The organism is Microbacterium sp. SY138 (assembly GCF_039729145.1).
In the GTDB taxonomy this organism is placed as follows: Bacteria; Actinomycetota; Actinomycetes; order Actinomycetales; family Microbacteriaceae; genus Microbacterium; species Microbacterium maritypicum_A.
Genome location: NZ_CP155793.1, coordinates 3,190,045 through 3,213,341 on the forward strand (window position 1 = coordinate 3,190,045; position 23,297 = coordinate 3,213,341).

Genomic DNA, 23,297 nt, shown 5'->3' on the forward strand with positions numbered 1-23,297 from the left:
AGGGTCCGTTCAGGGGTTCCCCCCATGGCAGCAATCCCGCTGTCGCCGCCAGGATCGAAGCATGACGATTCCGACTGCGCCCCCACCCCCCGCCGACCCCGCCGCTCCGGCCGTCGGCGCTCCGGGCACCGACATCCCGCGCGGTGCCGATCGCTTCCTGCTCTGGGTCGCCGGTCTCGGCGTCGCCCGTTCCGAGGGCTGGCTCGGCGGTGTCGCCGCCGGCATCGCCGCCCGCCTCCGCATCGACCCGCTGATCGTGCGGGGTGTGCTCGTGGTCGCGGCCCTGTTCGGACTGCCGACGATCTTCCTCTACGCCGCCGCCTGGGCACTGCTGCCCGACATCGACGGACGTGTGCACGTGCGCGACCTCCTGCGCCGCGATTACCAGCCCGTGCAGTGGGGCATCCTGGCGATGGCCGTCATCGGCCTGTTCCCGACCGCGCCCCTCGCCGGCCGCCTGTTCGGGCTCGGATACGACGGCTGGTCCGCTCTGTCCCTCCTCAGCTGGATCCTCGGGCTGGTGCTGGTCGCCGGTCTGCTCTTCCTGATCGTGCGCGCGGCCAGCCGCACCCCGGGTGCTTCCGCGTCCGATCTGCCGACGGCGTCCGCAGATCAGACGGCCCCGGCCGCGTCCGCTCCCCTCGACGGTTCGGGTACCGCCGAGGGGGCGGACGCCACTCTCTCCACGCAGGCGCTCCCCGCTGCCGACACCGTGACGGAGCCCGCCGCACCGGATGCCGGGCTCGGGCTGACCCCGCCGGCGCCGCCGGCCCCGCTGCCGCCCGGATCCCAGGACCCTCTCGCCCTCGAGGCGTGGCGCGCCCAGCATGCCGCCTGGAAGGAACAGGATCAAGCGTGGCGGCGCCAGCAGCAGGATGTCGAACGGGCCGCCCGCGACCAGCTGCGCCGGGAGCGCCAGGCTGAGGCCGCCGTGTTCGCCGCGGAGGCGGCCGAGCGCCGCCGCATCCGCCGCGCATCGAACCCGCGAGCGGGCTTCGCCTTCGCCGCGACCATGATCGGCCTCGCCATCATCACGGGCGCCGCCGTCGGTCTCGTCGCCGGTGGGGAAGCCCTCGGCGGGGCACTGGGCCTGCTCGCCGCCGCCCTCATCCTCGCCCTCGGGATGATCGTCGCCGGAGCGTTCCGTCGGCGGAGCGGCTTCCTGGCCTTCGCGACAGTGCTCACGCTGGTGGGCGGACTGGTGGCCGGTGCATTCTCGGCCTTCCCCGGCGTCACGCTCGGCTATGCCTCGATCGGCAACAACGCGCCCGCTCATGTGCGCCAGCCCTTCGGAGATGTGTACGTCACGCTGAACCCGCACGACGACGGCCCCCGGTCGATCGTCGTGGACAAGGGTTCCGGGAACACCTTCATCTACGTGCAGCCGGGAGTGGAGCTCGATCTGCGCGCCACCGTCGATACGGCCACTGTCTCCTGGACGCGGCAGGACGAGGAGAGAGGCGGGATCGTCGACAGCGGCGTCTGGCCCGTCGAGGAACGCGACGGACGCTCATCCGTGTCGGTGAAGATCGCCGCGGAGAACGCCTCGACGACCACGGCCCAGCCGGTCACCATCCATCAGTCGAGCGGCGAGATCGCCGTCATCGTCATCGAGCCCGCGAAGGAAGACCAGTGATGAGCACGCCAACGATCACCGAGACGACCACCCCGCCCCGCACCCGCTGGGCCGCCATCATCTGGGGGCTCCTGTTCGCCGCCATCGCGGGAGGTGCCCTCTGGGCGCTCGCCGACGAAACCCGACGCGAAGCGGTCGCGGACGCGCTCCTGGCTCTGACTCCACCCACGATCATCACGATCCTCCTGCTGACCGCGGGCGTGCTGCTGCTCGTCGGCGGCGCCACGGGACTCATCCGCCGGGCGCAGCGCAAGCTCGCGGCCGCGACCCCCGCTGCGTCACCGGAGGTGCCGGGGCCGCTCGCCGAGTAGCCTGGTCCCCATGGCGAATCAGGGAAGACGGCCCGCGAAGGGCGCAAGCCGCGGCACACCGGTTCGCCGGAACAAAGCCGCTCCTGCCGAGCGCTTCCCCCCGCAGAAGCCGAAGAAGAAGACCACCAAGGTGGTCTTCGACTCTCCGCAGCCCGAACCCGAGGCACCCCGCACCTTCCGTCTGGGCGCGGTGCCCGGCGCGACGCCGGGCAAGTGGGTCGATGCGTGGAAGCAGCGGATGCCGCACGTTCCGCTCGAACTCGTGGAGATCGAGGCGGCGTCCTCGCGGGCAGCGCTGGACGATCTCGATGCCGCCCTGGTGCGCCTGCCCCTCCTGGACGAGTCGTTGCACGTCATCCCGCTCTACGACGAGCTCCCCGTCGTGGTCGCCGCGGCGGACTCACATCTGATGGCGGCCGATGACCTCACGGCGGCAGACCTGGAGGGCGAGATCGTGATCGCGCTGACCGACGATGTGCTCGGTCCCCTCGATCTCCCGGGCGCACTCCCGGCGACGTTCGCGGCGCTCCCCACCGATGACGCGATCGCGACCGCAGCATCCGGAGTCGGCATCGTGATCGTCCCGATGTCGCTCGCCCGCAAGCACCACCGCAAGGACGCCGACCACCGCATCCTCACGGACGGACCGACCTCGACCGTGGCCCTGGCCTGGCCCCGCGAGCGCACCACACCCGATGTCGAGACGTTCGTGGGCATCGTCCGCGGCCGCACGGCGAACTCCTCGCGCTGACGACCGCGACGGCCGACCGCCGCACGCTCGTTAGAATCTCCTGATGGCCTCGCTTCTCTACATCTGCGTGCGTCCCGAGATCGGGGCGGCGGATGCCGAGCACGCTTCGTTCCGGCGGGCGCTGGGCGTGGACGTGGTCGACCGGCTCGACCTGCTGCAGACGCCGTTGCACATCGAGCGCCTGCGCGGCTACCGCGGCGTCGTGGTCGGCGGCTCGCCCTTCAACGTCTCCGACGCCGTGAAGACTCCGGAGCAGATGCGCGTCGAAGCCGATCTGCGGACTCTCGCCGATGCGGCGATGGCGGCGGAGATCGCGGTGTTCTTCACCTGTTTCAGCATCGGAGTCGTCACCCGCATGCTCGGTGGAGACGTCGTGACCGACACCCCCGAGCCCGCGAGCGCCACCGTGATCGAGACGACCCCCGAGGGCGCGCTCGACCCGGTTTTCGGTCCCAGCGGCTCCGCCCTCACCGTGTTCACCGCGCATAAGGAGAGCGCAGCGAACGTGCCTCCCGGTGCGGTGCTGCTGGCGACGAACGAGGTCTGCCCTGTGCAGGCCTACCGCGTGGGCACGCACCTGTATGCGGCGCAGTTCCACCCCGAGCCCACCCCTCGCGACTTCGCCGACCGGATGACCTTCTACCGCACCACCGGCTACTTCGACCCCGACGAGTTCGACGCGGTGCAGCAGCAGGTGCTCGCCGCATCCGTCACCGAGGGCGCAGCACTCCTGCGCCGCTTCGCCGAGACCTTCGCCTGAGTCGGTCCGCCGGAGTCTCTTCGCCGGCGTCAGCTCGACGCGGAGTCGCGCAGCAGCGCCACGCGCTCGCGCAGGTATGCCTCCAGCGGCATGAATCCACCGGCGGTGCTCCACCGCACGGAGGGCACCGCATCGATGAGGGCGAGCGGACCCGAGGAACCGCCGGCATCCACCGCATCGACGTCGATCACGCTCCACCCCACGTGCACCACGTCGCCCTCGTCGAAGCCGCCGCGCAGGGCCTCGGCACGGCGCTCGGCGCGCTCCCTCGCCGACTCGGCCGTGTAGCCGCGGCGACCGGGGTCGGCGGCGCGCAACACTTCATTCGTGGCCAGCGCATGCGTATCGGTCAGCAGCAGCACGCCCAGGTGCCAGGCCGCGCCGACCCGCACGATGCGACGCCCGCGCCACCGGGAGTCGCGCTGCTCGCCGAGGCCCTCCTTCGGAGCGTCCTTCAGGTCCATCACGGCCTGGGTCAGGAGGGCGGATGCGGTGGTCACAGTTCTCCCTGCGTGGATTCGGCGGCGTGCGTCGGCCCGACGACCTCGGCGCGATCGCCGCGGAGCGTCATGCCGATGAGCGGATACAGCAGCACCGACAGCATGCCGGCCCCGACCAGCGCCGCGGCCGTGCCGGTATCGAGCATCTTCTGGTCGACACCGATGGCCGTCACCGCGACGATGATCGGCAGGCCAGTCGCGGCGAGGAGCCCGAGGGCCGCCCGATCGCGCACGCTCGCACCGTGCGGAACAGAGAGCTGCGCCGCCGATCCACGGATCACCAGCAGGGCGACCAGGAAGATCGGCACCATTGCGAGCGCGGACGACGAGGTGAGCAGCGCCTGCAGGTCGAAGGTGACGCCGGTGTAGAGGAAGAAGATCGGCACGAGGAAACCGAAGGCGATCGCCTCGATCTTGCTCTCGACCTCTTCCGCGTCCTTCTTCGGGGCGCGCGCCATGATGATGCGCCAGATCGCGCCTGCCACGAAGGCGCCGAGCAGCATGTCGAGGTCGAGCATGACGCTGAGGCCGACGAGCGCGGCGATGAGGAGGATCACGAAGCGTACGCCGAACTGGTCGGAGGTGTGCAGCGTGGCGCGCACGATACGGTGCAGCCGTCCATGCGGCACACGATTGGCGAGAAGCACGGCGAGACCGGCGAGCACGACGAAGGTCAAGAGGATCACGGTGGCGATCGGCGTCGTCCGCGTGCTCAGGAAGATCGAGATCGCGATGAGCGGCAGGAACTCGCCGACCGCGCCGATCGCGCTGATCGCACGGCCGAAGGGGGTGTCGAGCTCGCGGGCATCGCGCAGGATGGGCATCAGCGTGCCCAACGCGGTCGAGCTCAGCGCGATGCCGATCACCACCATGCCCTCCCCCGGCGCGAAGAAGAACCCCAGCCCGATGCCCAGCAGGACGCTGAGCAGCCACCCGAGCGATGCGCGCGCCAGCGGCTTGCCCGCGACCATCTTGAAGTCGATCTCGGTTCCGGCGACGAAGAACAGCAGCGCCAGGCCGAAGTCGCTGAGCTTCTCGAGCAGCGGTCCCGGCTCGACCCAGCCGAGCACGGCCGGGCCGACGAGGATGCCAAGCACGAGCTCGAACACGACGATGGGCACCCGCACCACGGGTCGCACACCACGCGCGAGCAACGGCGCGGCCACCGCCAGCAGGGGGATCAGCACCAGGCCGAGGTCGCTCGCTTCCATGCTCTCAGGGTAGGTGAGCCCGCCGCCTCGCGGGTGACGCGCTGCGGGTGATCTTTCGCGATTCGCCCGCTCGGCGCATCCACGGCAGAATCGATGCACACCCTCGAGGAGCCCCCATGTCTCAGCCCGATACCGCCCGCCTGCTCATCGCCTGCGACGACCAGCCCGGCATCGTCGCCGCCGTGGCCGGCGTACTCGCGCAGCACGGGGCGAACATCATCTCGCTCGATCAGCACTCGACCGACTCCGAGGGGGGCCGCTTCTTCCAGCGCACGGTCATCCACCTCGACGGGCTGGCGGCCGCGCGTCCCGCGCTGGAGGCCGACATCGCGGTCGTCGCCGAGCGCTTCCGCATGGAGTGGTCGCTGCATGACGTGGCCCGTCGCAAGCGCGTCGCGATCTTCGTCTCGAAGTACGATCACTGCCTGATGGAGCTGCTCTGGCGCACCCAGCGGGGACAGCTCGACATCGACATCACGATGGTCGTCTCCAACCACCCCGACCTGGCGGAGGCCGTCCGCTCGTTCGGGGTGCCGTTCGTGCACATCCCCTCCGGCGACAAGTCCGCGATGGAGGAGCGACAGCTCGAACTGCTGCGCGGCAACGTCGACCTGGTCGTGCTCGCCCGCTACATGCAGATCCTCACCGACGACTTCATCACCCGTCTCGAAGCCCCGGTGATCAACATCCATCACTCGTTCCTGCCCGCGTTCATCGGGGCGAACCCGTATGCGCGCGCCAAGGATCGCGGCGTCAAGCTCATCGGCGCGACCGCGCACTACGCGACCGCCGATCTCGACGAAGGACCGATCATCGAGCAGGATGTCACGCGCGTGACCCACTCCGAGTCGGCGGCCGAGCTGCAGAGCCGCGGTGCCGATGTCGAGCGCCTGGTGCTCGCCCGCGCCGTGCAGTGGCACGCCGAGGACCGCGTGATCGTGCACGGAAAGTCCACCGTCATCCTCTAGAGCAGCGTCTGGCTCGTAGAGCAGCGTCTGGCTCGTAGAGCAGCGTCTGGCTCGCGAGGGTTCCGGTCGCACTTCCTGTCGCTCCGAGGCCGTCAGCGCGGCAGGAACTGCGACCGGAACGCCGCAGAGCGAGCGTCAGCGAGCGTCAGCGAGCGTCAGCGAGCGTCAGCGAGCGTCAGCGAGCGTCAGGGAGCGGCCGGAACCCCGGCGAGGAGTTCGGCGAACACCTCACCGGCGGTTTCGTGGTGCACGAGCGGCGCGGCCTGCCCCATCCACAGCGACTGCAACGCGCCCAGGTTCTGCTCGCCGGCCGCCGTGCGAAAACGTCCGGTGAGCCAGTTCTGCATCGGGAACGGCGCGATCGTGCCGCTCGCCTCGATCGCCCGCACCACGCGGTTGCGCGCGCCCCGGGCGAGGCGTCCGCTCATCGCGCGCGTGAGCACGGTCTCGTCGGCGGCGGTCGAGCGGATCGCGTCACGGTGCGCCTGGTTCGCCGCCGACTCCGCCGTCGCGAGGAAGGCCGTACCGACCTGCACACCGGCGGCGCCCAGAGCGAACGCCGCGGCCGCGCCGCGCCGGTCGGCGATGCCTCCCGCGGCGATCGCGGGCACGTCGACCGCATCGACGACCTGCGGGATCAGGGCGAACGTCCCGACGAGCGACTCCTCGGCAGGGCGCAGGAACGACACCCGATGACCGGCGGCCTCCGCGCCGGTGGCGACCACGGCATCCACTCCTGCTGCGGCGAGCGCGACCGCCTCCGCCACCGTTGTCGCCGTGCCGACGATCCGGACGCCGCGACGTCGGGCCCCTCCACCAGCGCGTCGGAGGGCACCCCGAACACCACGCTCAGCACCGCGGGGTCGATCTCCCAGATGGCGTCGAGCTGCTCATCGAGGGAGGGCGTATAGCGCTCGGGTCTTCCGGGAACCTCGACCCCCACGGCTTCGTAGAAGGGCTCAAGTGCCTGCGCGAACACCGTGTGCTGCGGGTTCGGTTCGACCTCATCGCCTCTGGGCAGCCAGATGTTCACCGCGAACGGTCGATCGGTCAGGGAACGCAGCTCGGCCCCGGTCGCGCGGATGCGATCGCCGTCGTAGCCGTACAAGCCGAACGATCCCAGTCCGCCCGCATCGCTCACGGCCGCGGTGAGCGCCGTCGAGGAGAGCCCGCCGAAGGGGCCGAGGATGATCGGATGATCGATGCCGAGCAGGGCGCGCAGGTCACTCATGCTTCGACGTTACGCCCGCGGCGCAGGTATCGTCCCCGTTCGGATCGCGCGAACGGTTGCATTCGAGCCGCCGATGCGACGCTTCGCGCGATTCGAAGCCGGGGCGAAGCGCCGACCCCGGTGATACCCTCGTCGCAGGGAGGAGCGCGCACATGAGCGAGTGGTTCGGGCAGATGCTGAGCTTCGTCGCGACCGCGCTCGGTCTCGTCTCGATGCCCGACGCGGCGGCTCTCGGCCTCGCGATCGCGCTGCTCGCCGTGACCGCCCTCACGCTCGCCATCGTGCTGAGCGTGCGCCCCGGAGCCACAGCCGACGCCCCGCATCCGCTGCGCGCGATCGACGTCGGCACCCTCCTCACGCAGAGCGATCCCGATGCCGCGGGGCATCCGCGCCCTCGGGCGCCGGGAGTCGCGACCGCCGCGTAGTCCGTTCACACGATGGGATCACGCGGCTTTCGCCGACCCTTCCCGACGCCACGAACGGACACCCGCATGGACATCTTCGCCTTCCCCCCTCTCGCCGCCCTCCTCGACGCCGCCTACGGCGCCCTGACCGGGCTCTCCGACCTCCTCACACCCCTCGCCGGTGCCTCGGCGGCCGCCCTCGCGGTGGTCCTCGTCACTCTGCTGGTGCGGGCGCTCCTCATTCCCGTCGGCATCTCCCAGGCCAAGGCCGAGCAGACCAGGGCGCGCCTCGCCCCGAAGCTGCGTGAGCTGCAGCGCCGCCACAAGAAGAACCCCGAGCGCCTGCAGAAGGAGACGCTGGCGCTGTACAAGGCCGAGAACACGTCGCCGTTCGCCGGGATGCTTCCCGTGCTGGCACAGGCCCCGGTCGTCGGCATCCTCTACACGCTGTTCCTCCGACCGGAGATCGCGGGGCACCCGAACGAACTGCTCGCACACGACCTGTTCGGTGCGCCGCTCGGGACGAGCCTGGTGTCGGCGCTCTTCGGCGGCACCGCGACCCCTGCCACGTTCCTCGTCTTCGGCGCGCTGCTGGCGGTGATGATCATCACCGCCGAGATCACCCGTCGCGTCTTCCGTCCGGCACCGGTGGAGGGCGACGATTCTCCGCTGAACTCCCCCGCCATGCTGCGCGTCGTCTCGGCGATGCACTACCTCACCGCCGTCTTCGCCGCGTTCGTCCCGCTCGCTGCCGCGCTGTATCTCACGGTCACCGTGGTGTGGACGCTCGTGCAGCGTGTCATCCTGCGGCGGCGGTTCCCGCTGCCGACGCCCGCGGTCAGTCGGGCAGCGGTATCGGCGCGGTGAAGGGGCCGGAGGGGCCGCCGTCGCGACGGTCCCTCCGTACGCCGAGCGTGGTGCCGACGCTCGCGGCGATCACGAGCCCGACGGCGAGCATCCGCAGCGGTGTCGCGTCCTGCCCGAGGATGAGCCACCCGGCGAGGGTCGCGAACGCGGGTTCGAGGCTCAGCAGCACCCCGAACACCCGCTGCGGCAGACGGCGCAACGCCGCGAGTTCGAAGCTGTAGGGGATCACCGACGACAGCACCGCGGTGATCGCCGCGAGCAGCAGGAGCTGCGGGTCCATCGCGACCGTCGATGCGGCGGGGATACCGACCGGGATGAGGAGCACGGCCGCGACCACGAGGCCCATCGCCAGTCCGCTGCTCCCGGGGATCAGCGCGCCGACACGGGCGCTCATCCGGATGTACATCACCCAGAAGCCGGCGGCGATGAGGATGAACACGACCCCGAGCGGATCGAGCGGCTCGGCGCCGATCATGCCGTCGATGCCCAGGACGACCATGCCGAGCAGGGCGACCCCGACCCAGGCGAAGTCCGCGAGCTTGCGGGTGAGCACGGCGGCGAGCACGAGCGGACCGAGGAACTCGATCGCGACGGCGGGGCCCAGCGGGATGCGATCGATCGCGGCGTAGAAGAAGCCGTTCATCGCGGCGAGCGAGACACCGAAGAGCACCGCGGCGAGCCACTGCGGGCGGGTCCACTTCCGCGGTCGCGGGCGCACGATGACGACGAGCAGGATCGCGGCGATCGCGACGCGCAGCGAGGTCACGCCCCACGGCCCGAGCACGGGGAAGAGCTGGGCCGCGACCGCGGCCCCGAAAGGGAGCGAGAGGCAGGAGCCGATGACGAGCGCGACCCCCACGAGGGGACTGGACGCGGCGGGCTTCTGCACCAGACAAGCTTAGGCGGCGGCCCCCGGCCGGACCGCCGCCTCGACGCAGATCAGAGAGCCTTGCCGCCCGTGACCGCGATGACCGATCCGGAGGTGTACGACGACTCGGACGATGCCAGGTACACGTACGCCCCGGCCAGTTCTGCCGGCTGTCCCGCCCGGCCCAGCGGGGTGTCGTCTCCGAAGGTCGCCAGCCGCTCGGCGTCCCACCCGGTCGCCGGGATCAGCGGCGTCCAGATCGGCCCGGGCGCGACGGCGTTGACCCGGATGCCCCTGGTTCCTGCCTCCTCCGCGAGCGCCTTCACGAACGCCACCTGCGCCGCCTTCGTCATGGCGTAGTCGATCAATCCCGGCGACGGGTTGTAGGCCTGGACGGACGCGGTCACGATGATGCTCGCTCCAGGCTCGAGCTGGGGGTAGGCCGCCCGTGCCGAGAACAGCATTCCCGCGAGGTTGGTGTCGAACACCCGGCGCATCCGCTCCGTCTCCAGGTTCTCGAAGCCGTCGATGTCGTGCTGGTAGCCGGCATTGAGCACGAGCACATCGAGTCCGCCGAGCGCACTCCGCGTCCCCGCCACGATCTCGGTCGCGAACGCCTCGTCCCGCAGGTCACCGGCGAAGCCCACTCCGGTGCGTCCCGCCTCGCGGACCAGGGCGAGGGTGTCCTCCGCGTCGTCCTGCTCCTCGGGCATGTGCGCGATCGCGATGTCCGCGCCCTCGCGTGCGAAGGCGATCGCCACGGCCCGCCCGATGCCCGAGTCTCCGCCGGTGATGAGGGCGCGGCGTCCGTCCAGGCGACCGTGGCCGACGTAGGTCCGCTCACCGTGGTCCGGTTCGGGCCTGGTCTCCTCGGTCAGTCCCGGCTGGTCCTGGTGCTGTGCGGGGAAACCCTCCTCGCGGTGCGCGTGCCGTGGGTCGGTGGTGTCGTCGGTCATGGCCGATCCTCCTCGTCTCGTCGGACGTGTCGTCGTCGGAGCAACCCTCCCCGATCGTCCCGTCCTTCGTCAGGGGGTTGACAGATCTCGCCGTTCGCCGGGGTGCCGTCGATGTCCGGGGCGCAACGCCGAGACCCACCGACGGATGCTCCGCGCCGGTGGGTCTCGATGAGGTGCGTGGGCTCGAGGAGAGCCCCGGAGGTCAGAGCGGGGGCGTGACCGGAACCTCTCCGGCACCGGGCTCGTCGCCGGCCTCGGCGGGTTCTGGCACCAGGTACAGACCGCTCGGAGCGTTCGCCGTGAACGCCAGCGCCTCGATCCACGCGCGGTTGATCGAAGGCTGACGGCTGCCGAAGTACTTGAAGACGAGCGAGCTCCCGGGCTGGATCCAGACGGTCGTGCGCCCGCCGCCCACGCTCGCATCTTCGCGCCAGCTGAACGGGAACGGCTCGCCGCGCCGCAGCTTCGCGGTGATGACGAGTTGCAGGTGGGTGAGGGCGCGGTCCTCGATCTCGGTCTTCACGCCGCCTTCGTAGACGAACTTTCCCATTGGTGGTGCTCCTTGGTCGCTGCCTGGCCGAGACGACGGCTTCGATCCATTGTCGCGCACTCCTCCGCCGGATGCCGCCCTCACGGGCAGGTGTGCCCGATGCCGACTCGATACACCGAAGTCAACCCCCTCGGCGAGACATCGACCGGAGCCTAGCCTCGGGGTCACTCGAACTCGAGAAGGGCAATGCCATGAACGACCGACACATCGACGACCGTCCCGACGACGGCTACACGCCGACGACCACCCACGCCCAGTGGGGCGCGGGAAACCCGCGGCTGCGCATCACGCGGGACGACGAACGCACCGAATTCGCCCTGGAAGACGACGTGGTGCGCATCGGCTCGGCCGACGGCAACGAGCTGCGCCTCGCCGACACCGACCCCGTGCATGCCACGATCACGCACGACGACCGCGACGAGTATGTGCTGACGATGCACGGCGAGGGCGAGACGAACGCGAGCCTGGGTGTGGACGCGACCCATGTCGATGAAGACTCCGAGACACTGCGCACGGGAGCGCACTTCACGGCCGGTCCGTGGACTCTCGTGTTCGCGCGGGATGAGTTCGCCGATCACGGTCGCCCGTACGGAGGCCGCGCGGGCGGCGAGTACTCCGACCAGCCGCTCCAGCCTCCTCGCCCCGACTATGACGAGAGCGAAGAGCGATGACCACCACCCGCGATCTGATGACGCCGAGTCCGCGGTGCATCGGGGTGAACGATTCGCTGCGCATCGCCGCGTCCGTGATGGCGGATCTGGATGTCGGCGCCCTGCCGATCTGCGGCGAGGACAGCAAGCTGAAGGGCATGCTCACCGACCGCGACATCGTCGTCGGAGCGATCGCCCTCGGGATGGACCCGGAGACGACGCCGGCGTCCGCTCTCGCGAAGGGCAGGCCGGTCACGGTCGACGCCGACGACGACATCCGTGTGGCCCTCGATCGGATGCAGGAGAACCAGGTGCGACGCCTGCCGGTGATCGCCGATCGTCGGCTGGTCGGGATCGTCAGTCAGGCGGACATCGCCCGTTCGCTCTCCGCGGCGACGACCGGCAAGACGGTGGAGAGCATCTCACGGTGACCCTGCACGACGACCCCACAGCCGATCCGGACACCGAGGCGGACGGCACGAGCGGCGACCCCGGCATGCGCAGCCACATCGCGCGACTGAGTGAGCTCGCCGCCGAGCGACCGCTGCGGGTCGGGGTGGCGGAGTCGCTCACGGCCGGCCTGCTCGCGCACACCATCGGCTCCGGCGACGCGGCCTCGGACTGGTTCGCCGGCGGCGTCGTCGCCTACCGGACGGACGTCAAGGAGCGAGTGCTCGGGCTGACGCCGGGGACCGATCCCTGCTCCTCCTCGTGCGCAGAACAGCTCGCCGCGGGGGCACGGCACCTCTTCGACGCCGACATCGCCGTGTCGACCACGGGCGTCGGAGGCCCCGAGCCGCAGGGGGGTCACCCCGCGGGGACCGTCTACCTGGGCTGGGCCACCGCTGACGATACGGGTCATCGGAGGCTCGCTCTGGTCGGCGACCCGGAAGAGGTCCTGGCCGCGACCGTCGCCGCCGCCGTCCGCCTGCTCGCCTTCCATTCCGAGGGGCTCCGCCCGCTCGGGCCCCTGCGCGGTCAGGACGCCGACGAGTAGCGTCGGCGATCCGGGCGTCACTGCCCCGGGATGAGCCCGATCCGCAGGGGCGCGCCCGGGCTAGCGGCTGCCGCCAGAGCCGCGTCGATCTCGAACAGCCCGCGCACCGCGCCGACCGCATCCGCGAACGGGTAGGCCCGCCCCCGTCCGGCGAGGAAGGCCACGGCATCGGCCAGCTCGGCACCGGTGTAGTTGTGGACACCGGCGACCGTGACCAGCCGTCGCACGATGCTCTCGGCATCGAACGGCACCGGGTCGGCGGGGAACACGCTCCCGACGAGCACGACCGTTCCCCCGACCGCGACACCCGCGAGTGCCTCGGCCACGGCATGCCCCGAGGCCTCGATCACCACGTCGGGTTCACGGGCGAGACCCGTCGCGCCGAAGCGTGCGGCGAGCGCACGTCGATCCGGATTGGGGTCGAGCACCTCGACGGTCGCGCCCTGCTCGGCCGCGATGGCCGCAGCCGACAGCCCGACCAGTCCGGCCCCGTGAATCCGCACGGCGGCCCCGTCGAGGTCGCGGTCCTTGGCGGCCCTCGCCACCGCCGCCCAGGCGGTCGCCGTGGCGCACGAAGCGGGGGCGAGCACCGAGGCGGGGAGCGCCTCCGGCACGCGCACGATGGCCGTCCCCTCCCGCAGCTGCACATGACTCGCGAAGGCTCCGGTGAGATCGCCGTGCGCGCCGACGCGGTCGTGTCCGTACTTCCCCAGGTCGCGGCATTTCTGCGGCATGCCCTGCAGGCAGCGGTCGCAGCACCCGCACGACACCGTGACCGACCAGACCACCCGGTCGCCGATCCGCAGCGGAGTGCCGTCGACGGTGAGCGCTCCGGCGTCGCCGGTCGCGATCACCCGCCCGACGCTCTCGTGTCCGAGCACGAGCGGCGTCGGCGCGGATCGACGGCCCTGCACGGTGTGCACATCCGAGCCGCAGATCGTCGACATCTCGACCGCCACGAGCACATCGCCGTCGGCGAGCGCGACCCCGGGCACGGCGATCGTCTCGTGCGGATGGCCCTCGCCGATCCAGACCATCGCGGTCGCCGCCGGGCGCAGGGCGACGTCTCTCCGGTGCCCGGGAGGACGGATCAGCAGCGTTCCCATGTCGGGCCTCTCAGGAGGTGGCGACGAGCGGGAGCAGTTCGCGCTGGACGAGCACGCCGCGCAAGGCGGTCACATCGCTCAGCACGGCATCCGCCCCTGCGGCGCTCAGCGCCGGACGATCGTGTGCACCGGTCAGCACGCCCGCGACGAATCCGGCACCGGCTCGGCGGCCCGACTCGACGTCGCTGACGGTGTCGCCGGCGACAGCGACGGCCTGGACAGAGGCGGTCTGCGTGCGCAGCAGCGCGGTGAGCACCAGGTCCGGGGCGGGACGCCCGCGTCCGGCATCGATCGGCGACAGGACGAGGTCGACGAGATCGCCCCACCCCAGACCGTCGATCAGGGCGTCGCGGGTCACCGGGGCGAAGCCGGTGGTGAGCACGACCGTCAACCCGGCATCCTTCAGCCCCTGGATCGCGTCGGCGGCGCCAGGCACCTCGGAGACTCCCTGCTCGGAGACGATCTCGGCGTACGCGCCCTCGAACGCGGCGGTCGCCCGTGCGGCCGACTCGGCGTCGCCACCGGAGAGGTGCGTGAAGACATCGATCTTCGACTGCCCCATGGTCACGCGCACGTAGTCGAGCGCCTCGCCCCACGGCATCCGGTCCGCGACGCCGGTGCGCTCGGCGGCGCGCTGGAACGCCTGCTCCACGACGCCGTCGTCGAGCACTGTGGTTCCCGCCATGTCGAGGACGACGAGTTCGAGAGGAGTGGTCATGATGTTCCTTCCATTGCTGCCGCCCACCCGAAGGCGGCGGTGAGATTCTCTTCGGCGAGCCCCAGCCCTGTGGTCATCCCGATGCCGGTCGTCGCGGCCAGCACCAGGACGCCGTCGTCGGTCCGGTCGATCAGGAACTCCTGCCGCCCCTTCGCGTATACGCCCTGCCACCGCTCGATCACGCGGGGCGCCGGCGCATCGAACAGCGTTTCCGCCTCGCTGAGGAAGGCGGTGAAGGCGGCCTCGGGCTGGAACGGCGCCGGGGCCACGGCCGTCGCGTGCGAGTCGCCGATGATGAGCGTGCCGTCGGGGAGCTGCGTATACATCTGGTTGAGGTCGATCGCGGCGAGGTCGGGCCGCTCGGTGTGCAGGCGCTCCCGCAGCACGGCGGCCTCGGGTCCGTCGGAGAACCGACCGTAGCGGACGAGCGACCAGCCGGTGAGCAGCGGCGCCGCCAGCGGATGCCGGAACGACACGGCCGCCCGCATCATGTCCAGAGCGCAGCGGACCACCCCGTGCCGTTCGGCGACCTCGGGGAGCAGCTGATCGATGTCGTGGTTCACGGCGACGACGACGCTCCCGCAGGCGATCGGACCGCGGGTGGTCTCGACACGTCCGTCTCCGACCGCGGTGACGGCGGTACGGAAGCGGAACTCGACACCCAGACGAGCCAGGTGACGCACGATGGCATCCGCCGCGGTGCGCGGATCCGTCTGCAGGTCGGTCTCGATGTGCGCGCCGCCGATGAGTCCCTCGGCACGGAGCGGGGCGAGACGCAGGAGCTCCGTGGAATCCAGCATCCGGATCCCGCCCTCGCGGGAGGCGGCCTCCAGCACGGCGAGCTCATCGTCGTGCCGGGCGGCGACCAGCGTGCCCGACTCGCGCAGCCAGAAGCCCGCATCGTGGGAGAGGCGCAGCCACAGGTCGCGCGAGATGTCGGCGTACCGCCGGGCCTCCCCGCCCTGAGCCCCGATGCAGAGGTGCCCGAAGTTGCGGATCGTGGCGCCGACCGGTGCGTCGGTGCGGTCGACCACGATCACGCGCAGACCGCGCCGGACCGCCGCGTACGCCGCACCCAGACCGACGATCCCGGAGCCGACGACGACCACGTCGGCCGTGTCGAGAGGACGATTCATCGGAACACCTTCCGCATCCACATCGCGAGCCCTTCGACCACCAGCACGGTGGCGAGGATCATCAGCACGATCGCCGTCACGGTCTCGTAGCGAGAGCCCTGGCTGGCGTTGAGCAGGTAATAGCCGACGCCGCCGCCGCCGACGATGCCGAGGATCGTCGCCGCGCGGATGTTCGTGTCGAGCATGTAGAAGCTGTGGCCGATGAGCGCCTGCATGCCCTGCGGCACTGTCGCCGAGGTATAGGTCTGCAGACGCGTCGCGCCCACCGCGCGAAGTGCGCGTTCCGGTCCGCGGTCCACTTCTTCGAAGGAGTCGGCGATGAGCTTGCCGAGCAGTCCGATGCCGCCGATGGCGAGAGCGATGACGCCGGCCTGCGCGCCGAGTCCGGTGATGACCACGAGCACGATCGCGAGGATCAGCTCCGGGATGCCCCGGATGCCGACGAGCAGCAGACGTGCGGTGCCACGGGCACCGGAGCTCGGGGCGACGTTGCGTGCCGCGAGCGAACCCAGCAGCAACGACGGGAGCAGGGTGAGCACGGTGGCCGCGAGGGCGATCGCGACGGTCTCGCGCATCGCCTGGAACATCGCGCTCGCGTCGTAGTTGCCGAACGACGGCGGCCAGAACTTCGCCGCCACCTCGGGCAGCTTGGCCCAGAACGTGATGAGGTCCATCCAGTTGATCTGGCTGACCACCACGCTGCCGATCACCACGAGCACCGCGATGACGCCGGCGATCGTGTGGCGCACGCGCTGCGCGGTCCAGGGCCGCCGCACCGCGGTCTCCGGGCTGGCCGCCCAGGCGGGGCGGGCGTCGGGTGCCGATGCGGCATTCGCGCCGAGACGCGGATGCAGGATCCTGTCGATCCAGGATCGGGTGTGCTTCTGCTCGCCGAGCATCGCGCCGCGGACCATGCTCGAGACGATCTCCATCGCGACGCACAGGATGAAGATCACGAGGGCGATGCCGAGGCCCTTGCCGTAGTTGAGCGACTTGAACGCATACGACATCTCCAGGCCCAGACCGGCGACGCCGACGTAGCCGAGAACCACGCTGCCGCGCAGGTTGATGTCGTTGCGGTGCAGCACGGTGGCCACCCAGCTGGGCAGCACCTGCGGCAGGATGCCCGACGTGAACTCCTGCATCTTCGAGCCGCCCGCCGCACGGATGGCGAGGCGGGGGCCTTCATCGATCTGCTCGATCGCATCGGCGAACATCTTCGAGATCATGCCGATCGAGTGGATGCCGATGGCGAGGATCCCGGGAAGGGTGCCGAGCGAGAACATCAGCACGAACGCCATCGCGAGCACCACGTCGGGAAGCGCACGGGTGAGCACGCCGATGAACCGCGCGGCTGCGCGCCATCCGTTGCCCGGCGTGGTGTTGGCGGCGGCGAGGTAGGCGATCGGCACCGACAGCACGGCGGCGAGCAGCGTGCCCACGAGCACGAGTCCCACGGTGAGGGCGATCAGCCAGGCGAGGTCGCCAGGGGCGGGGAAGGTGAGACCGCCGACGCGCGCCATGAAGTTCTCGGCATTCCCCCAGCTCTGCACCATCGCCGGGAGGGAGATGTCGACATCGCGGACGGCGAGGATGCCGAGCACCACGAGGGCGACCAGGGTGAGGGATGCCGCGATCCGCTCCGGCGAGATCGGACGCTTCGGGGCGCGCTCGGCGACGCTGCGCCCGCCGCCCTGAGCCACGGGGCCTCCGCCGCGTGTGGCGGCATCCGTCGCGGAATCGAGGGCCGTCATGATGCGGCCACCTGCGCAGCCGCCTCGACCAGCTCCTCGGCCACGGCACGGATCTCGGCGGTCGTGGTGGCGACGCGGCCGTAGATCTCCATGACCTCGGCCTTGGTGAGATCGTCGGTCGGGGTGTCCAGCACCACTTCGCCGTGACGCAGACCGACGATGCGGTCGGCCCACGAGATCGCGAGGTCGACCTGGTGCAGGCTGCAGACGACGGTGAGTCCCTCGTCGGCGGCGATCTCCCGGATCAGCGCCATGACCTGCTCGCTCGACTCCGGATCGAGCGAGGCGACCGGCTCGTCGGCGAGCAGGATGTCGGGCTTCTGCATCAGGGCCCTGGCGATGGCCACGCGCTGCTGCTGCCCACCCGAGAGGGTGTCGCTGCGCTGGTAGGCGCGGTCGAGCAGACCGACGCGATCGAGGTGCTCGAGTGCGGTGAGCTTGGCGGCACGCGAGTATCCCCAGAGGCCGAGGCGCGGTCCGCGCACGCCGGACAGCGAGCCGGTGAGCACGTTCTCGAGCACGGTGAGCGAGGGCACCAGCTCGAACTGCTGGAAGATGAAGCCCACGCGGCTGCGGAGGTCGCGCAGCGCCCTGCCCTTCAGCGCCGGGACCTGGGAGCCCAGCACCTCGACCGAGCCCGCGGTGGGGGTCTCGAGACCGTCGAGGTGGCGCAGCAGGGTCGACTTCCCCGAGCCGGAGAGGCCGAGGAGCACGACGATCTCGCCGCGGGACACCTCGAGCGAGGCATCCTTCAGTGCAGTGGTCGTCCCGAAGGTCTTCGTCACGCCGTCGAGGCGGATGAGGGCGTCGGATGCCGAGGCGGTCATGTCGTAGCTCCTGTGGTGTCGTGAGTCGTGCGGTGGTGCCCTCCGTCCCGTCCGTGCGCGACGGAAGGGACGGAGGGCGCCGGGTGAGGGGAAGCGGTCAGGCCGGGCTCAGGCCTTGCACTGGTCCGCTTCGGTCTCCTTGCAGATGTCGCGGATCAGGTCGTAGTACGCGTCGTCGACCGGCTTCGTGGCGTAGAACACGCTGCGGAAGGCGTCGGTGTCGGCACCGTCGATGCCCGCGGCGATGATGTCGTCGATCGTGATCTCGGCGAGGCCGTCGATGAGCTTCTTCGAGACCTCGTCCGGGAGCGTGGAGGAGTAGACCAGCGGCGCACCGGGCACCATCGTCTCGTCGACGACCTTCACCTTGTCCGACTTCTCGACCTCGGAGTCCTCGGCGAAGCCCGCCTCGCACTCCACACCCTCGCCGACCTTGGTGACGCTGACATCGTGCTTGCCGGCGAACACCGGGGTGATGTCGGTCTTGGGGTCGATGCCGGCCTTGAGCAGGTTGTACGACGGGAACAGGTAGCCCGAGGTCGACGACGGGTCCACGAAGCAGACCTTCTTGCCCTTGAAGTCGTCGATGCTCGTGATGTCGCTGCCGACCGGGACGATCGCCTGCGAGAAGTAACCCGGCTCCTGGCCCTCTTCGGTCACGATCGAGGAGATCGGGGTGAGCTTGGCACCGTTGTTGGTGGCGGTGACGTAGGTGAATCCGGAGAAGGACGCGACGTCGACCTTGCCGGCGACCGCGGCCTCGATGAGTGCGGCGTAGTCGGTCGACTCGTGGTACTCGACCGTCTTGCCGGTGATCTCGGCGATGTAGTCCATGAGCGGCTGGTAGTTCGTCTCGGTGTCGACCGAGTCGGGCACGACGCCGAAGACGAGCGTGTTCTCGTCGACCGCGAATCCGCTGGCGGAGGACGACTCGTCGGCACCGGGTGTGCCGGCTGCGTCGGCCGAGCCGGAACAGGCGGCGAGGCCGAGGGCGAGGAGCGCGACGCCGGCGAGGGCGGGAAGAGCGCGAAGCTTCATGAGGACCTTTCAGGGTGTGAGGGGTGATCCACGGAAGACTCTCTCAGGTGCCACGCCGAGATATGTACCTAACTCGGAAGAGTTCAGGGCTCGTTTACCGAGCATTCGCCTGGATGAACACTCCTCGAACGTGATCGCGCCCACCGAGATGGCGAAGTAATGTACCTATGTGGCCGAAGCTGTGTACACCCAGATCGCCGACGACCTTCGCGCGCAGATCGCGGCGGGCACCCTGCGCCCGGGCGACGACGTCCCGACCGAGGCGGACCTCGCCGAGAAGTGGCGCACATCTCGCGGTCCGATCCGCAATGCCCTGGCCGCCCTGCGCGGCGAAGGTCTGATCGAGACGAGCCGCGGGCGGCCGGCGCGCGTGGTCGCCCGCAAGGCCAATCAGGCCGTCGACGTGTCGGTGCCGTTCACGCGCTGGGCTCGGGAGCTGGGCGTCACCCCGGGGGCGCAGACGCAGGAGCTGAGCCTGCGGCGCGCCGGCGATCTGGGAGCAGCACTCGGCGTCGACGCGAGCGACACCATCGTGAGCGTGGTCAGGCTGCGCCTGCTCGACGGCCGCCCGACCATGCTGGAGCGCCTCCACTACACGGAGGTCGCGGGACGACGACTGTTCGAGGTGAACCTCGACGAGGTCTCGATCACGGAGTACCTGGGCTCCGTCGGACACCCGATCGTCACGCTGCAGCACGTCATCGATGCGGTGGCCGCCGACGACCAGGATGCCGCGCTGCTGCGCGTGCCCCGTGGCACGCCCATCCTGCGCCTCACACGCACGTCGCGCGATGCGGAGGGGCGGATCTTCGAGGCCTCGGAGGACCGCTACCTGAGCGAGGTCGTGCGCTTCACGGTCGCCGCGTCGGGGATCTCCACCGACGGCCATTTCATGCGTGCCGTCGGCGCCTAGCAGGACGTGCATGAGCACCGGTCGGGAGGCCGGAGAATCGGCCGTTAACGCAGAAGGCGATCGCGAGCGCGCAAGGTGTTTCAGAAGCCAGAAAGACCGCGCCCGCGATCGCAGCGCTGGGGACGCTTTATCTGGGGAGCCTTCAGATTACGGGAGGCTGCAACGCGTTCCACAGGGTCGAACGTCGAGACTTCCTTAGACTTTCGTCTAGGTTCTCGCGGATCGTGGAAGGGGTGCTCACACACTCTAGAGCATCAGACGACCGGAAGTCGGGCCGACACGACCCAGAATCCCTCGACTTCGCCGGCGCTGAACTCGCCGCTCGCGCCCATGACGCGCTCCGCCATCCTTCCCAGGCCGGTGCGACTGGAGGAGAGCTCGCGGCGCGGCGTCGTCGGGAGCGGGCTGCGCAGCGTGAGGTGGGCGACGTCGTCGTCCACGGCGAGGTCGATCTGCACCTCACCGGGTCCTGCGTATTTGAGGATGTTCGTGGCGGACTCGCGCACGATGCGCGCGAGGACGATCTCGACGGCACGCGGGATGCGCTCGTCGCGGGGGTCTCCGTCGCGGGCCACGGAGTGACCCGCGGATTCGAACTCGCTCTGCGCCTCGTCGATCGCTGCTGCGAGGTCGCCCGTCTGCACACTGGACGACTGCGGACCGTCGTCCGCCAATTCGATCACGAAGCGAAGATCGGTCATCGCCTTGCGCGCGGCGACACGGATCGCTTCCTGCGAATCGGTGCTGGTCTCGGGGTCTTCGAGCATCTGCACGTGCAGCGCCACCACCGTGAGGTGGTGCGCGATGCTGTCGTGCAGCTCACCGGCGATCCATCGTCGCTCGGCGAGCACTGCTTGACGTTCTTGTTCCGCGCGCTCCTCGAGTTCGCGCTCGAGGCGACTGCCCCGAGCGAAGGCGAGCCGCAGGGCGAACCCGACAGCTCCGGCCACCGTGGCGAAGATGAGGAACAGACCGACGTTCACATCGGTGTCGGCATCGCCGTTGGCGACGAGTGCTGCAGCGATGAGGAACGCACCGGTGTACGACAGGATCAGGGAGGTCCATCCCAGCCTCATGACCAGCCCGGCCGCGACAGCGGCTGCGGTCAGAACCTGGGACTCGGTTCCCACGAGGAATGATGTCGCGAACACGACGCCGAGGGCGCATGTCGCGATGAGTGGATTCCAGAGATAGAGGGCGAACGCTGCGGTACATGCGACGCTCACCAAAAGTGCGACCGGGTTCACACCCGGCGTGGTGAAAAAACCTATGACGTCCGTGGCGATGGTGATGGAGACGATGACCAGGACGACGATCCGCTCGATCGCGCTGAGCTTCTCGCCCCGACCCAACCGGAACGAATCCGCAGATCGTCGGGTGGACTGGTCGAAGGCCATGGTTCACTATCTCCTATTCGCCAGGTACGCTAGCGGACGAGACCAAAAAACTTGCCAACCTGCTGCCAGAAAGTCATTACGTTCACCTCCATTATGTAGTCGTTTGTCGATGTCTGTATTCATCTTCTCGGCGAACAACGCGGCGCACATCTGTCTCACGTCTAGAGGTTTTTGGCCAAAGGTCTACATGACGTCATCGAAGCGCTCCCGCCGTTAGGCTTCCCCCTATGCAGGAAATCCGTGTCGTGATCGTCGACGATGATCCACTGGTCCGTTCGGCGCTGTCGCACTTCGTGTCGCGTGACCCGGAGATCACCGTGATCGCGCAGGCGGAGGACGGCCTCGAGGCGATCGCCACGGTGGAACGCGAGCAGCCCGATGTGGTGATGATGGACGTGCAGATGCCCGAGATGGACGGCATCGAGGCCACCGGCGTGATCGCCGAGCGCTGGCCGCACGTCCGCGTCCTCGCGGTGACGACGCTCGACGGCAGCGACACGGTGCTTCCGATGCTCAGCGCCGGCGCCTCCGGCTACCTGCTCAAGGACTCCAGCGCCGACGACATCGTCACGGGCGTCCGCGAAGTGCACAGCGGCGCCAGCTCCCTCTCTCCCCGGATCGCCTCGATGCTGATCAAGCACGTCCGCGAATCTACGCCCGTGGCGGCCGACGCCGACGCCCTCGAGCCGCTCACCGAGCGCGAGGTCGAGGTGCTCCACTGCCTCGCCCAGGGCATGTCGAACGCAGAGATCGCCAAGGCGCTGATCGTCTCCGAGGGTACGGTGAAGGCGCATCTCGGCCGCATGATGTCCAAGTGGCACCTGCGCGACCGCGTGCAGATCCTCGTGACGGCCGCGCACGCTGGTCTCGTCAGCTTCCGCTGATCACCACGCGAGCAGGACGATCCCCGCGACCACGACGAGCGACGCCGCGATCCGCCAGGCAGGACGCGACTCCCGCAGCACGAACACCCCGAACAGGCTCACCAGCACCACGCTGACCTCGCGCAGGGGGGCCACCAGCGCGACCGGTGCGATCTGGATCGCGGTCAGCACCAGGATGTACGACAGCGGCGACAGGATGCCGAAGGCCAGGATGCGGCGCCATTGCGTGCGCCCGAGCGCCCACACCGCACCCCAGCGCCGACGCACCGCGATCGAGTAGAACGGCACCTGCAGCAGCGTGGTTCCGACCATGAACGCGACCGGCGAGAGGCCCCAGGTGCGTACCGCGTGCGCGTCCCAGATCGTGTAGACGGCTATCGCGACACCGGTGAGGAGCCCGAAGACGATGCCGGGATCGAGCCGCCGAGAACCCGCCCCTCTCCCCCGGTCGACGAGTCCGATGGCGACGACGCCGACGATCACGGCGGCGACGCCCACGAGCGCGACCGCCGAAGGACGCTCGCCGAGCAGCAGCACGGCCACGATCACCGAGAGGAAGGGGCCCGTGCCCCGCGCCGTCGCGTAGACGGTGGAGAGGTTGCCCTCCCGGTACCCGCGCTGGAGCACCGCCATGTAACCGACGTGCAGCACCGACGAGACGGCGACGCCGAGGGCGAACGATCCCAGGTCGTCGGCCCCGAGACCGCCGGTGAACGGCACCGCGCCGATCCACACGACCGTGCTGCCGACCGATCCCCACCACAGGAACGGCGCTCCGGCCCGGCTGATGCCGTGCGCGATGATGTTCCACGCCGCGTGGGCAATGGCGGCGCCGAAGACCAGGACGAAGGCGAGTGGAGACAC

General features: G+C 70.0%; 25 protein-coding genes and 1 pseudogene. 12 read left to right on the top strand and 14 right to left on the bottom strand.

What is annotated here, in order from left to right; genetic code table 11:
• The first annotated feature begins 61 nt into the window (after nucleotides 1-61).
• From ABDC25_RS15380 to ABDC25_RS15395, 4 genes are read left to right on the top strand one after another with little or no spacing between them, the layout of a single operon-like run.
• On the top strand, nucleotides 62-1,636 hold the full coding sequence (locus tag ABDC25_RS15380) for a PspC domain-containing protein (RefSeq protein ID WP_347123480.1): 1,575 nt from the start codon (nucleotides 62-64) through the stop codon (nucleotides 1,634-1,636).
• Nucleotides 1,636-1,947 carry a hypothetical protein gene (locus ABDC25_RS15385; RefSeq protein ID WP_029259993.1) on the top strand — a complete coding sequence of 104 codons (312 nt, stop codon included), beginning with the start codon at nucleotides 1,636-1,638 and terminating at the stop codon, nucleotides 1,945-1,947. Before ABDC25_RS15380 ends, ABDC25_RS15385 begins: the two co-directional genes overlap by 1 nt.
• A 10-nt stretch (nucleotides 1,948-1,957) precedes the next feature.
• Entirely contained in the window at nucleotides 1,958-2,698 is a 741-nt protein-coding gene (locus ABDC25_RS15390) for a LysR family transcriptional regulator substrate-binding protein (protein WP_347123482.1), read from the top strand.
• Between the two features lie 43 nt (nucleotides 2,699-2,741).
• On the top strand, nucleotides 2,742-3,458 hold the full coding sequence (locus ABDC25_RS15395) for a GMP synthase (RefSeq protein WP_029267484.1): 717 nt from the start codon (nucleotides 2,742-2,744) through the stop codon (nucleotides 3,456-3,458).
• A gap of 29 nt (nucleotides 3,459-3,487) precedes the next feature.
• Here ABDC25_RS15395 and ABDC25_RS15400 read toward each other — a convergent pair whose 3' ends face one another.
• Nucleotides 3,488-3,958 carry a glutaminase gene (locus ABDC25_RS15400; protein WP_167255539.1) on the bottom strand — a complete coding sequence of 157 codons (471 nt, stop codon included), beginning with the start codon at nucleotides 3,956-3,958 and terminating at the stop codon, nucleotides 3,488-3,490.
• Nucleotides 3,955-5,169 carry a cation:proton antiporter gene (locus ABDC25_RS15405; RefSeq protein WP_029259989.1) on the bottom strand — a complete coding sequence of 405 codons (1,215 nt, stop codon included), beginning with the start codon at nucleotides 5,167-5,169 and terminating at the stop codon, nucleotides 3,955-3,957. Before ABDC25_RS15405 ends, ABDC25_RS15400 begins: the two co-directional genes overlap by 4 nt.
• Before the next feature lie 116 nt (nucleotides 5,170-5,285).
• Here ABDC25_RS15405 and purU point away from each other — a divergent pair, with 116 nt between their 5' ends.
• Nucleotides 5,286-6,137, top strand: a complete 852-nt coding sequence (gene purU, locus ABDC25_RS15410) for a formyltetrahydrofolate deformylase (RefSeq protein ID WP_021201197.1) — start codon at nucleotides 5,286-5,288, stop codon at nucleotides 6,135-6,137.
• Nucleotides 6,138-6,322: 185 nt separating this feature from the next.
• Here purU and ABDC25_RS15415 read toward each other — a convergent pair.
• Nucleotides 6,323-7,368: pseudogene (locus tag ABDC25_RS15415) on the bottom strand (nitronate monooxygenase).
• A 152-nt stretch (nucleotides 7,369-7,520) separates the two neighbouring features.
• Here ABDC25_RS15415 and ABDC25_RS15420 point away from each other — a divergent pair.
• Nucleotides 7,521-7,793, top strand: coding sequence for a DUF6412 domain-containing protein (locus ABDC25_RS15420; RefSeq protein ID WP_029259987.1), 273 nt, complete (start codon nucleotides 7,521-7,523; stop codon nucleotides 7,791-7,793).
• Between the two features lie 66 nt (nucleotides 7,794-7,859).
• Nucleotides 7,860-8,639, top strand: coding sequence for a membrane protein insertase YidC (yidC, locus tag ABDC25_RS15425; protein WP_347123486.1), 780 nt, complete (start codon nucleotides 7,860-7,862; stop codon nucleotides 8,637-8,639).
• On the opposite strand, the gene ABDC25_RS15430 is transcribed toward yidC, so the two are convergent.
• The 3 genes from ABDC25_RS15430 to ABDC25_RS15440 all read right to left on the bottom strand — a co-directional run bounded on the left by ABDC25_RS15430 (nucleotide 8,611) and on the right by ABDC25_RS15440 (nucleotide 11,013).
• Nucleotides 8,611-9,528, bottom strand: coding sequence for a DMT family transporter (locus ABDC25_RS15430; protein WP_029259985.1), 918 nt, complete (start codon nucleotides 9,526-9,528; stop codon nucleotides 8,611-8,613). The two genes, yidC and ABDC25_RS15430, sit on opposite strands and share 29 nt — an antisense overlap.
• A gap of 50 nt (nucleotides 9,529-9,578) precedes the next feature.
• Nucleotides 9,579-10,463 (bottom strand): SDR family oxidoreductase, encoded by an 885-nt coding sequence (locus ABDC25_RS15435; RefSeq protein ID WP_167255533.1) that lies wholly within the window; start codon nucleotides 10,461-10,463, stop codon nucleotides 9,579-9,581.
• 202 nt (nucleotides 10,464-10,665) lie between these two features.
• On the bottom strand, nucleotides 10,666-11,013 hold the full coding sequence (locus tag ABDC25_RS15440) for a hypothetical protein (protein WP_021201203.1): 348 nt from the start codon (nucleotides 11,011-11,013) through the stop codon (nucleotides 10,666-10,668).
• Between the two features lie 191 nt (nucleotides 11,014-11,204).
• On the opposite strand from ABDC25_RS15440, the gene ABDC25_RS15445 reads away from it, so the two are divergent.
• The 3 genes from ABDC25_RS15445 to ABDC25_RS15455 are packed head-to-tail and all read left to right on the top strand — an operon-like array spanning nucleotide 11,205 to nucleotide 12,660.
• The gene (locus tag ABDC25_RS15445) at nucleotides 11,205-11,684 is read left to right on the top strand and encodes a hypothetical protein (RefSeq protein ID WP_347123489.1); all 480 of its coding nucleotides are present in this window, start codon (nucleotides 11,205-11,207) and stop codon (nucleotides 11,682-11,684) included.
• Nucleotides 11,681-12,094 carry a CBS domain-containing protein gene (locus tag ABDC25_RS15450; RefSeq protein WP_021201205.1) on the top strand — a complete coding sequence of 138 codons (414 nt, stop codon included), beginning with the start codon at nucleotides 11,681-11,683 and terminating at the stop codon, nucleotides 12,092-12,094. The genes ABDC25_RS15445 and ABDC25_RS15450 overlap by 4 nt, the downstream gene beginning before the upstream one ends.
• Nucleotides 12,091-12,660, top strand: a complete 570-nt coding sequence (locus tag ABDC25_RS15455) for a CinA family protein (protein WP_347123491.1) — start codon at nucleotides 12,091-12,093, stop codon at nucleotides 12,658-12,660. Before ABDC25_RS15450 ends, ABDC25_RS15455 begins: the two co-directional genes overlap by 4 nt.
• Before the next feature lie 17 nt (nucleotides 12,661-12,677).
• On the opposite strand, the gene ABDC25_RS15460 is transcribed toward ABDC25_RS15455, so the two are convergent.
• The 6 genes from ABDC25_RS15460 to ABDC25_RS15485 form a co-directional block, all read right to left on the bottom strand.
• Nucleotides 12,678-13,766, bottom strand: coding sequence for an alcohol dehydrogenase catalytic domain-containing protein (locus tag ABDC25_RS15460; RefSeq protein WP_029267498.1), 1,089 nt, complete (start codon nucleotides 13,764-13,766; stop codon nucleotides 12,678-12,680).
• Nucleotides 13,767-13,776: 10 nt separating this feature from the next.
• On the bottom strand, nucleotides 13,777-14,484 hold the full coding sequence (locus tag ABDC25_RS15465) for a phosphonatase-like hydrolase (protein ID WP_347123494.1): 708 nt from the start codon (nucleotides 14,482-14,484) through the stop codon (nucleotides 13,777-13,779).
• Complete coding sequence (locus ABDC25_RS15470; RefSeq protein WP_347123496.1) at nucleotides 14,481-15,620, bottom strand: TIGR03364 family FAD-dependent oxidoreductase; 1,140 nt, start codon at nucleotides 15,618-15,620, stop codon at nucleotides 14,481-14,483. Before ABDC25_RS15470 ends, ABDC25_RS15465 begins: the two co-directional genes overlap by 4 nt.
• Nucleotides 15,617-17,374, bottom strand: a complete 1,758-nt coding sequence (phnE, locus tag ABDC25_RS15475; RefSeq protein WP_347123498.1) for a phosphonate ABC transporter, permease protein PhnE — start codon at nucleotides 17,372-17,374, stop codon at nucleotides 15,617-15,619. The genes ABDC25_RS15470 and phnE overlap by 4 nt, the downstream gene beginning before the upstream one ends.
• The gene (gene phnC, locus ABDC25_RS15480) at nucleotides 17,371-18,201 is read right to left on the bottom strand and encodes a phosphonate ABC transporter ATP-binding protein (protein WP_029267504.1); all 831 of its coding nucleotides are present in this window, start codon (nucleotides 18,199-18,201) and stop codon (nucleotides 17,371-17,373) included. The genes phnE and phnC overlap by 4 nt, the downstream gene beginning before the upstream one ends.
• Nucleotides 18,202-18,309: 108 nt before the next feature.
• Complete coding sequence (locus ABDC25_RS15485) at nucleotides 18,310-19,239, bottom strand: phosphate/phosphite/phosphonate ABC transporter substrate-binding protein (protein ID WP_347123500.1); 930 nt, start codon at nucleotides 19,237-19,239, stop codon at nucleotides 18,310-18,312.
• A 169-nt stretch (nucleotides 19,240-19,408) separates the two neighbouring features.
• Between ABDC25_RS15485 and ABDC25_RS15490 the strand changes: the two genes are divergently transcribed.
• The gene (locus ABDC25_RS15490) at nucleotides 19,409-20,152 is read left to right on the top strand and encodes a GntR family transcriptional regulator (protein ID WP_029259976.1); all 744 of its coding nucleotides are present in this window, start codon (nucleotides 19,409-19,411) and stop codon (nucleotides 20,150-20,152) included.
• A gap of 254 nt (nucleotides 20,153-20,406) precedes the next feature.
• Here ABDC25_RS15490 and ABDC25_RS15495 read toward each other — a convergent pair whose 3' ends face one another.
• Nucleotides 20,407-21,549: a histidine kinase gene (locus ABDC25_RS15495; protein WP_021201214.1), complete on the bottom strand. Its 1,143-nt coding sequence runs from the start codon at nucleotides 21,547-21,549 to the stop codon at nucleotides 20,407-20,409.
• Between the two features lie 227 nt (nucleotides 21,550-21,776).
• Here ABDC25_RS15495 and ABDC25_RS15500 point away from each other — a divergent pair, with 227 nt between their 5' ends.
• The gene (locus ABDC25_RS15500) at nucleotides 21,777-22,433 is read left to right on the top strand and encodes a response regulator transcription factor (RefSeq protein WP_021201215.1); all 657 of its coding nucleotides are present in this window, start codon (nucleotides 21,777-21,779) and stop codon (nucleotides 22,431-22,433) included.
• Here ABDC25_RS15500 and ABDC25_RS15505 read toward each other — a convergent pair whose 3' ends face one another.
• Complete coding sequence (locus ABDC25_RS15505) at nucleotides 22,434-23,297, bottom strand: EamA family transporter (RefSeq protein WP_021201216.1); 864 nt, start codon at nucleotides 23,295-23,297, stop codon at nucleotides 22,434-22,436.

Bases quoted from the DNA above. Each gene is read 5' to 3' on its own strand.
- ABDC25_RS15500 (WP_021201215.1), top strand. From the start codon at position 21,777: ATGCAGGAAATCCGTGTCGTGATCGTCGACGATGATCCACTGGTCCGT.
- ABDC25_RS15460 (WP_029267498.1), bottom strand. From the start codon at position 13,766: ATGGGAACGCTGCTGATCCGTCCTCCCGGGCACCGGAGAGACGTCGCC.
- ABDC25_RS15485 (WP_347123500.1), bottom strand. From the start codon at position 19,239: ATGAAGCTTCGCGCTCTTCCCGCCCTCGCCGGCGTCGCGCTCCTCGCC.
- ABDC25_RS15395 (WP_029267484.1), top strand. From the start codon at position 2,742: ATGGCCTCGCTTCTCTACATCTGCGTGCGTCCCGAGATCGGGGCGGCG.
- ABDC25_RS15450 (WP_021201205.1), top strand. From the start codon at position 11,681: ATGACCACCACCCGCGATCTGATGACGCCGAGTCCGCGGTGCATCGGG.
- ABDC25_RS15495 (WP_021201214.1), bottom strand. From the start codon at position 21,549: ATGGCCTTCGACCAGTCCACCCGACGATCTGCGGATTCGTTCCGGTTG.
- ABDC25_RS15465 (WP_347123494.1), bottom strand. From the start codon at position 14,484: ATGACCACTCCTCTCGAACTCGTCGTCCTCGACATGGCGGGAACCACA.
- ABDC25_RS15435 (WP_167255533.1), bottom strand. From the start codon at position 10,463: ATGACCGACGACACCACCGACCCACGGCACGCGCACCGCGAGGAGGGT.
- ABDC25_RS15445 (WP_347123489.1), top strand. From the start codon at position 11,205: ATGAACGACCGACACATCGACGACCGTCCCGACGACGGCTACACGCCG.
- ABDC25_RS15380 (WP_347123480.1), top strand. From the start codon at position 62: ATGACGATTCCGACTGCGCCCCCACCCCCCGCCGACCCCGCCGCTCCG.
- ABDC25_RS15440 (WP_021201203.1), bottom strand. From the start codon at position 11,013: ATGGGAAAGTTCGTCTACGAAGGCGGCGTGAAGACCGAGATCGAGGAC.
- ABDC25_RS15470 (WP_347123496.1), bottom strand. From the start codon at position 15,620: ATGAATCGTCCTCTCGACACGGCCGACGTGGTCGTCGTCGGCTCCGGG.
- phnE (WP_347123498.1), bottom strand. From the start codon at position 17,374: ATGACGGCCCTCGATTCCGCGACGGATGCCGCCACACGCGGCGGAGGC.
- ABDC25_RS15420 (WP_029259987.1), top strand. From the start codon at position 7,521: ATGAGCGAGTGGTTCGGGCAGATGCTGAGCTTCGTCGCGACCGCGCTC.
- yidC (WP_347123486.1), top strand. From the start codon at position 7,860: ATGGACATCTTCGCCTTCCCCCCTCTCGCCGCCCTCCTCGACGCCGCC.
- ABDC25_RS15405 (WP_029259989.1), bottom strand. From the start codon at position 5,169: ATGGAAGCGAGCGACCTCGGCCTGGTGCTGATCCCCCTGCTGGCGGTG.
- phnC (WP_029267504.1), bottom strand. From the start codon at position 18,201: ATGACCGCCTCGGCATCCGACGCCCTCATCCGCCTCGACGGCGTGACG.
- purU (WP_021201197.1), top strand. From the start codon at position 5,286: ATGTCTCAGCCCGATACCGCCCGCCTGCTCATCGCCTGCGACGACCAG.
- ABDC25_RS15390 (WP_347123482.1), top strand. From the start codon at position 1,958: ATGGCGAATCAGGGAAGACGGCCCGCGAAGGGCGCAAGCCGCGGCACA.
- ABDC25_RS15385 (WP_029259993.1), top strand. From the start codon at position 1,636: ATGAGCACGCCAACGATCACCGAGACGACCACCCCGCCCCGCACCCGC.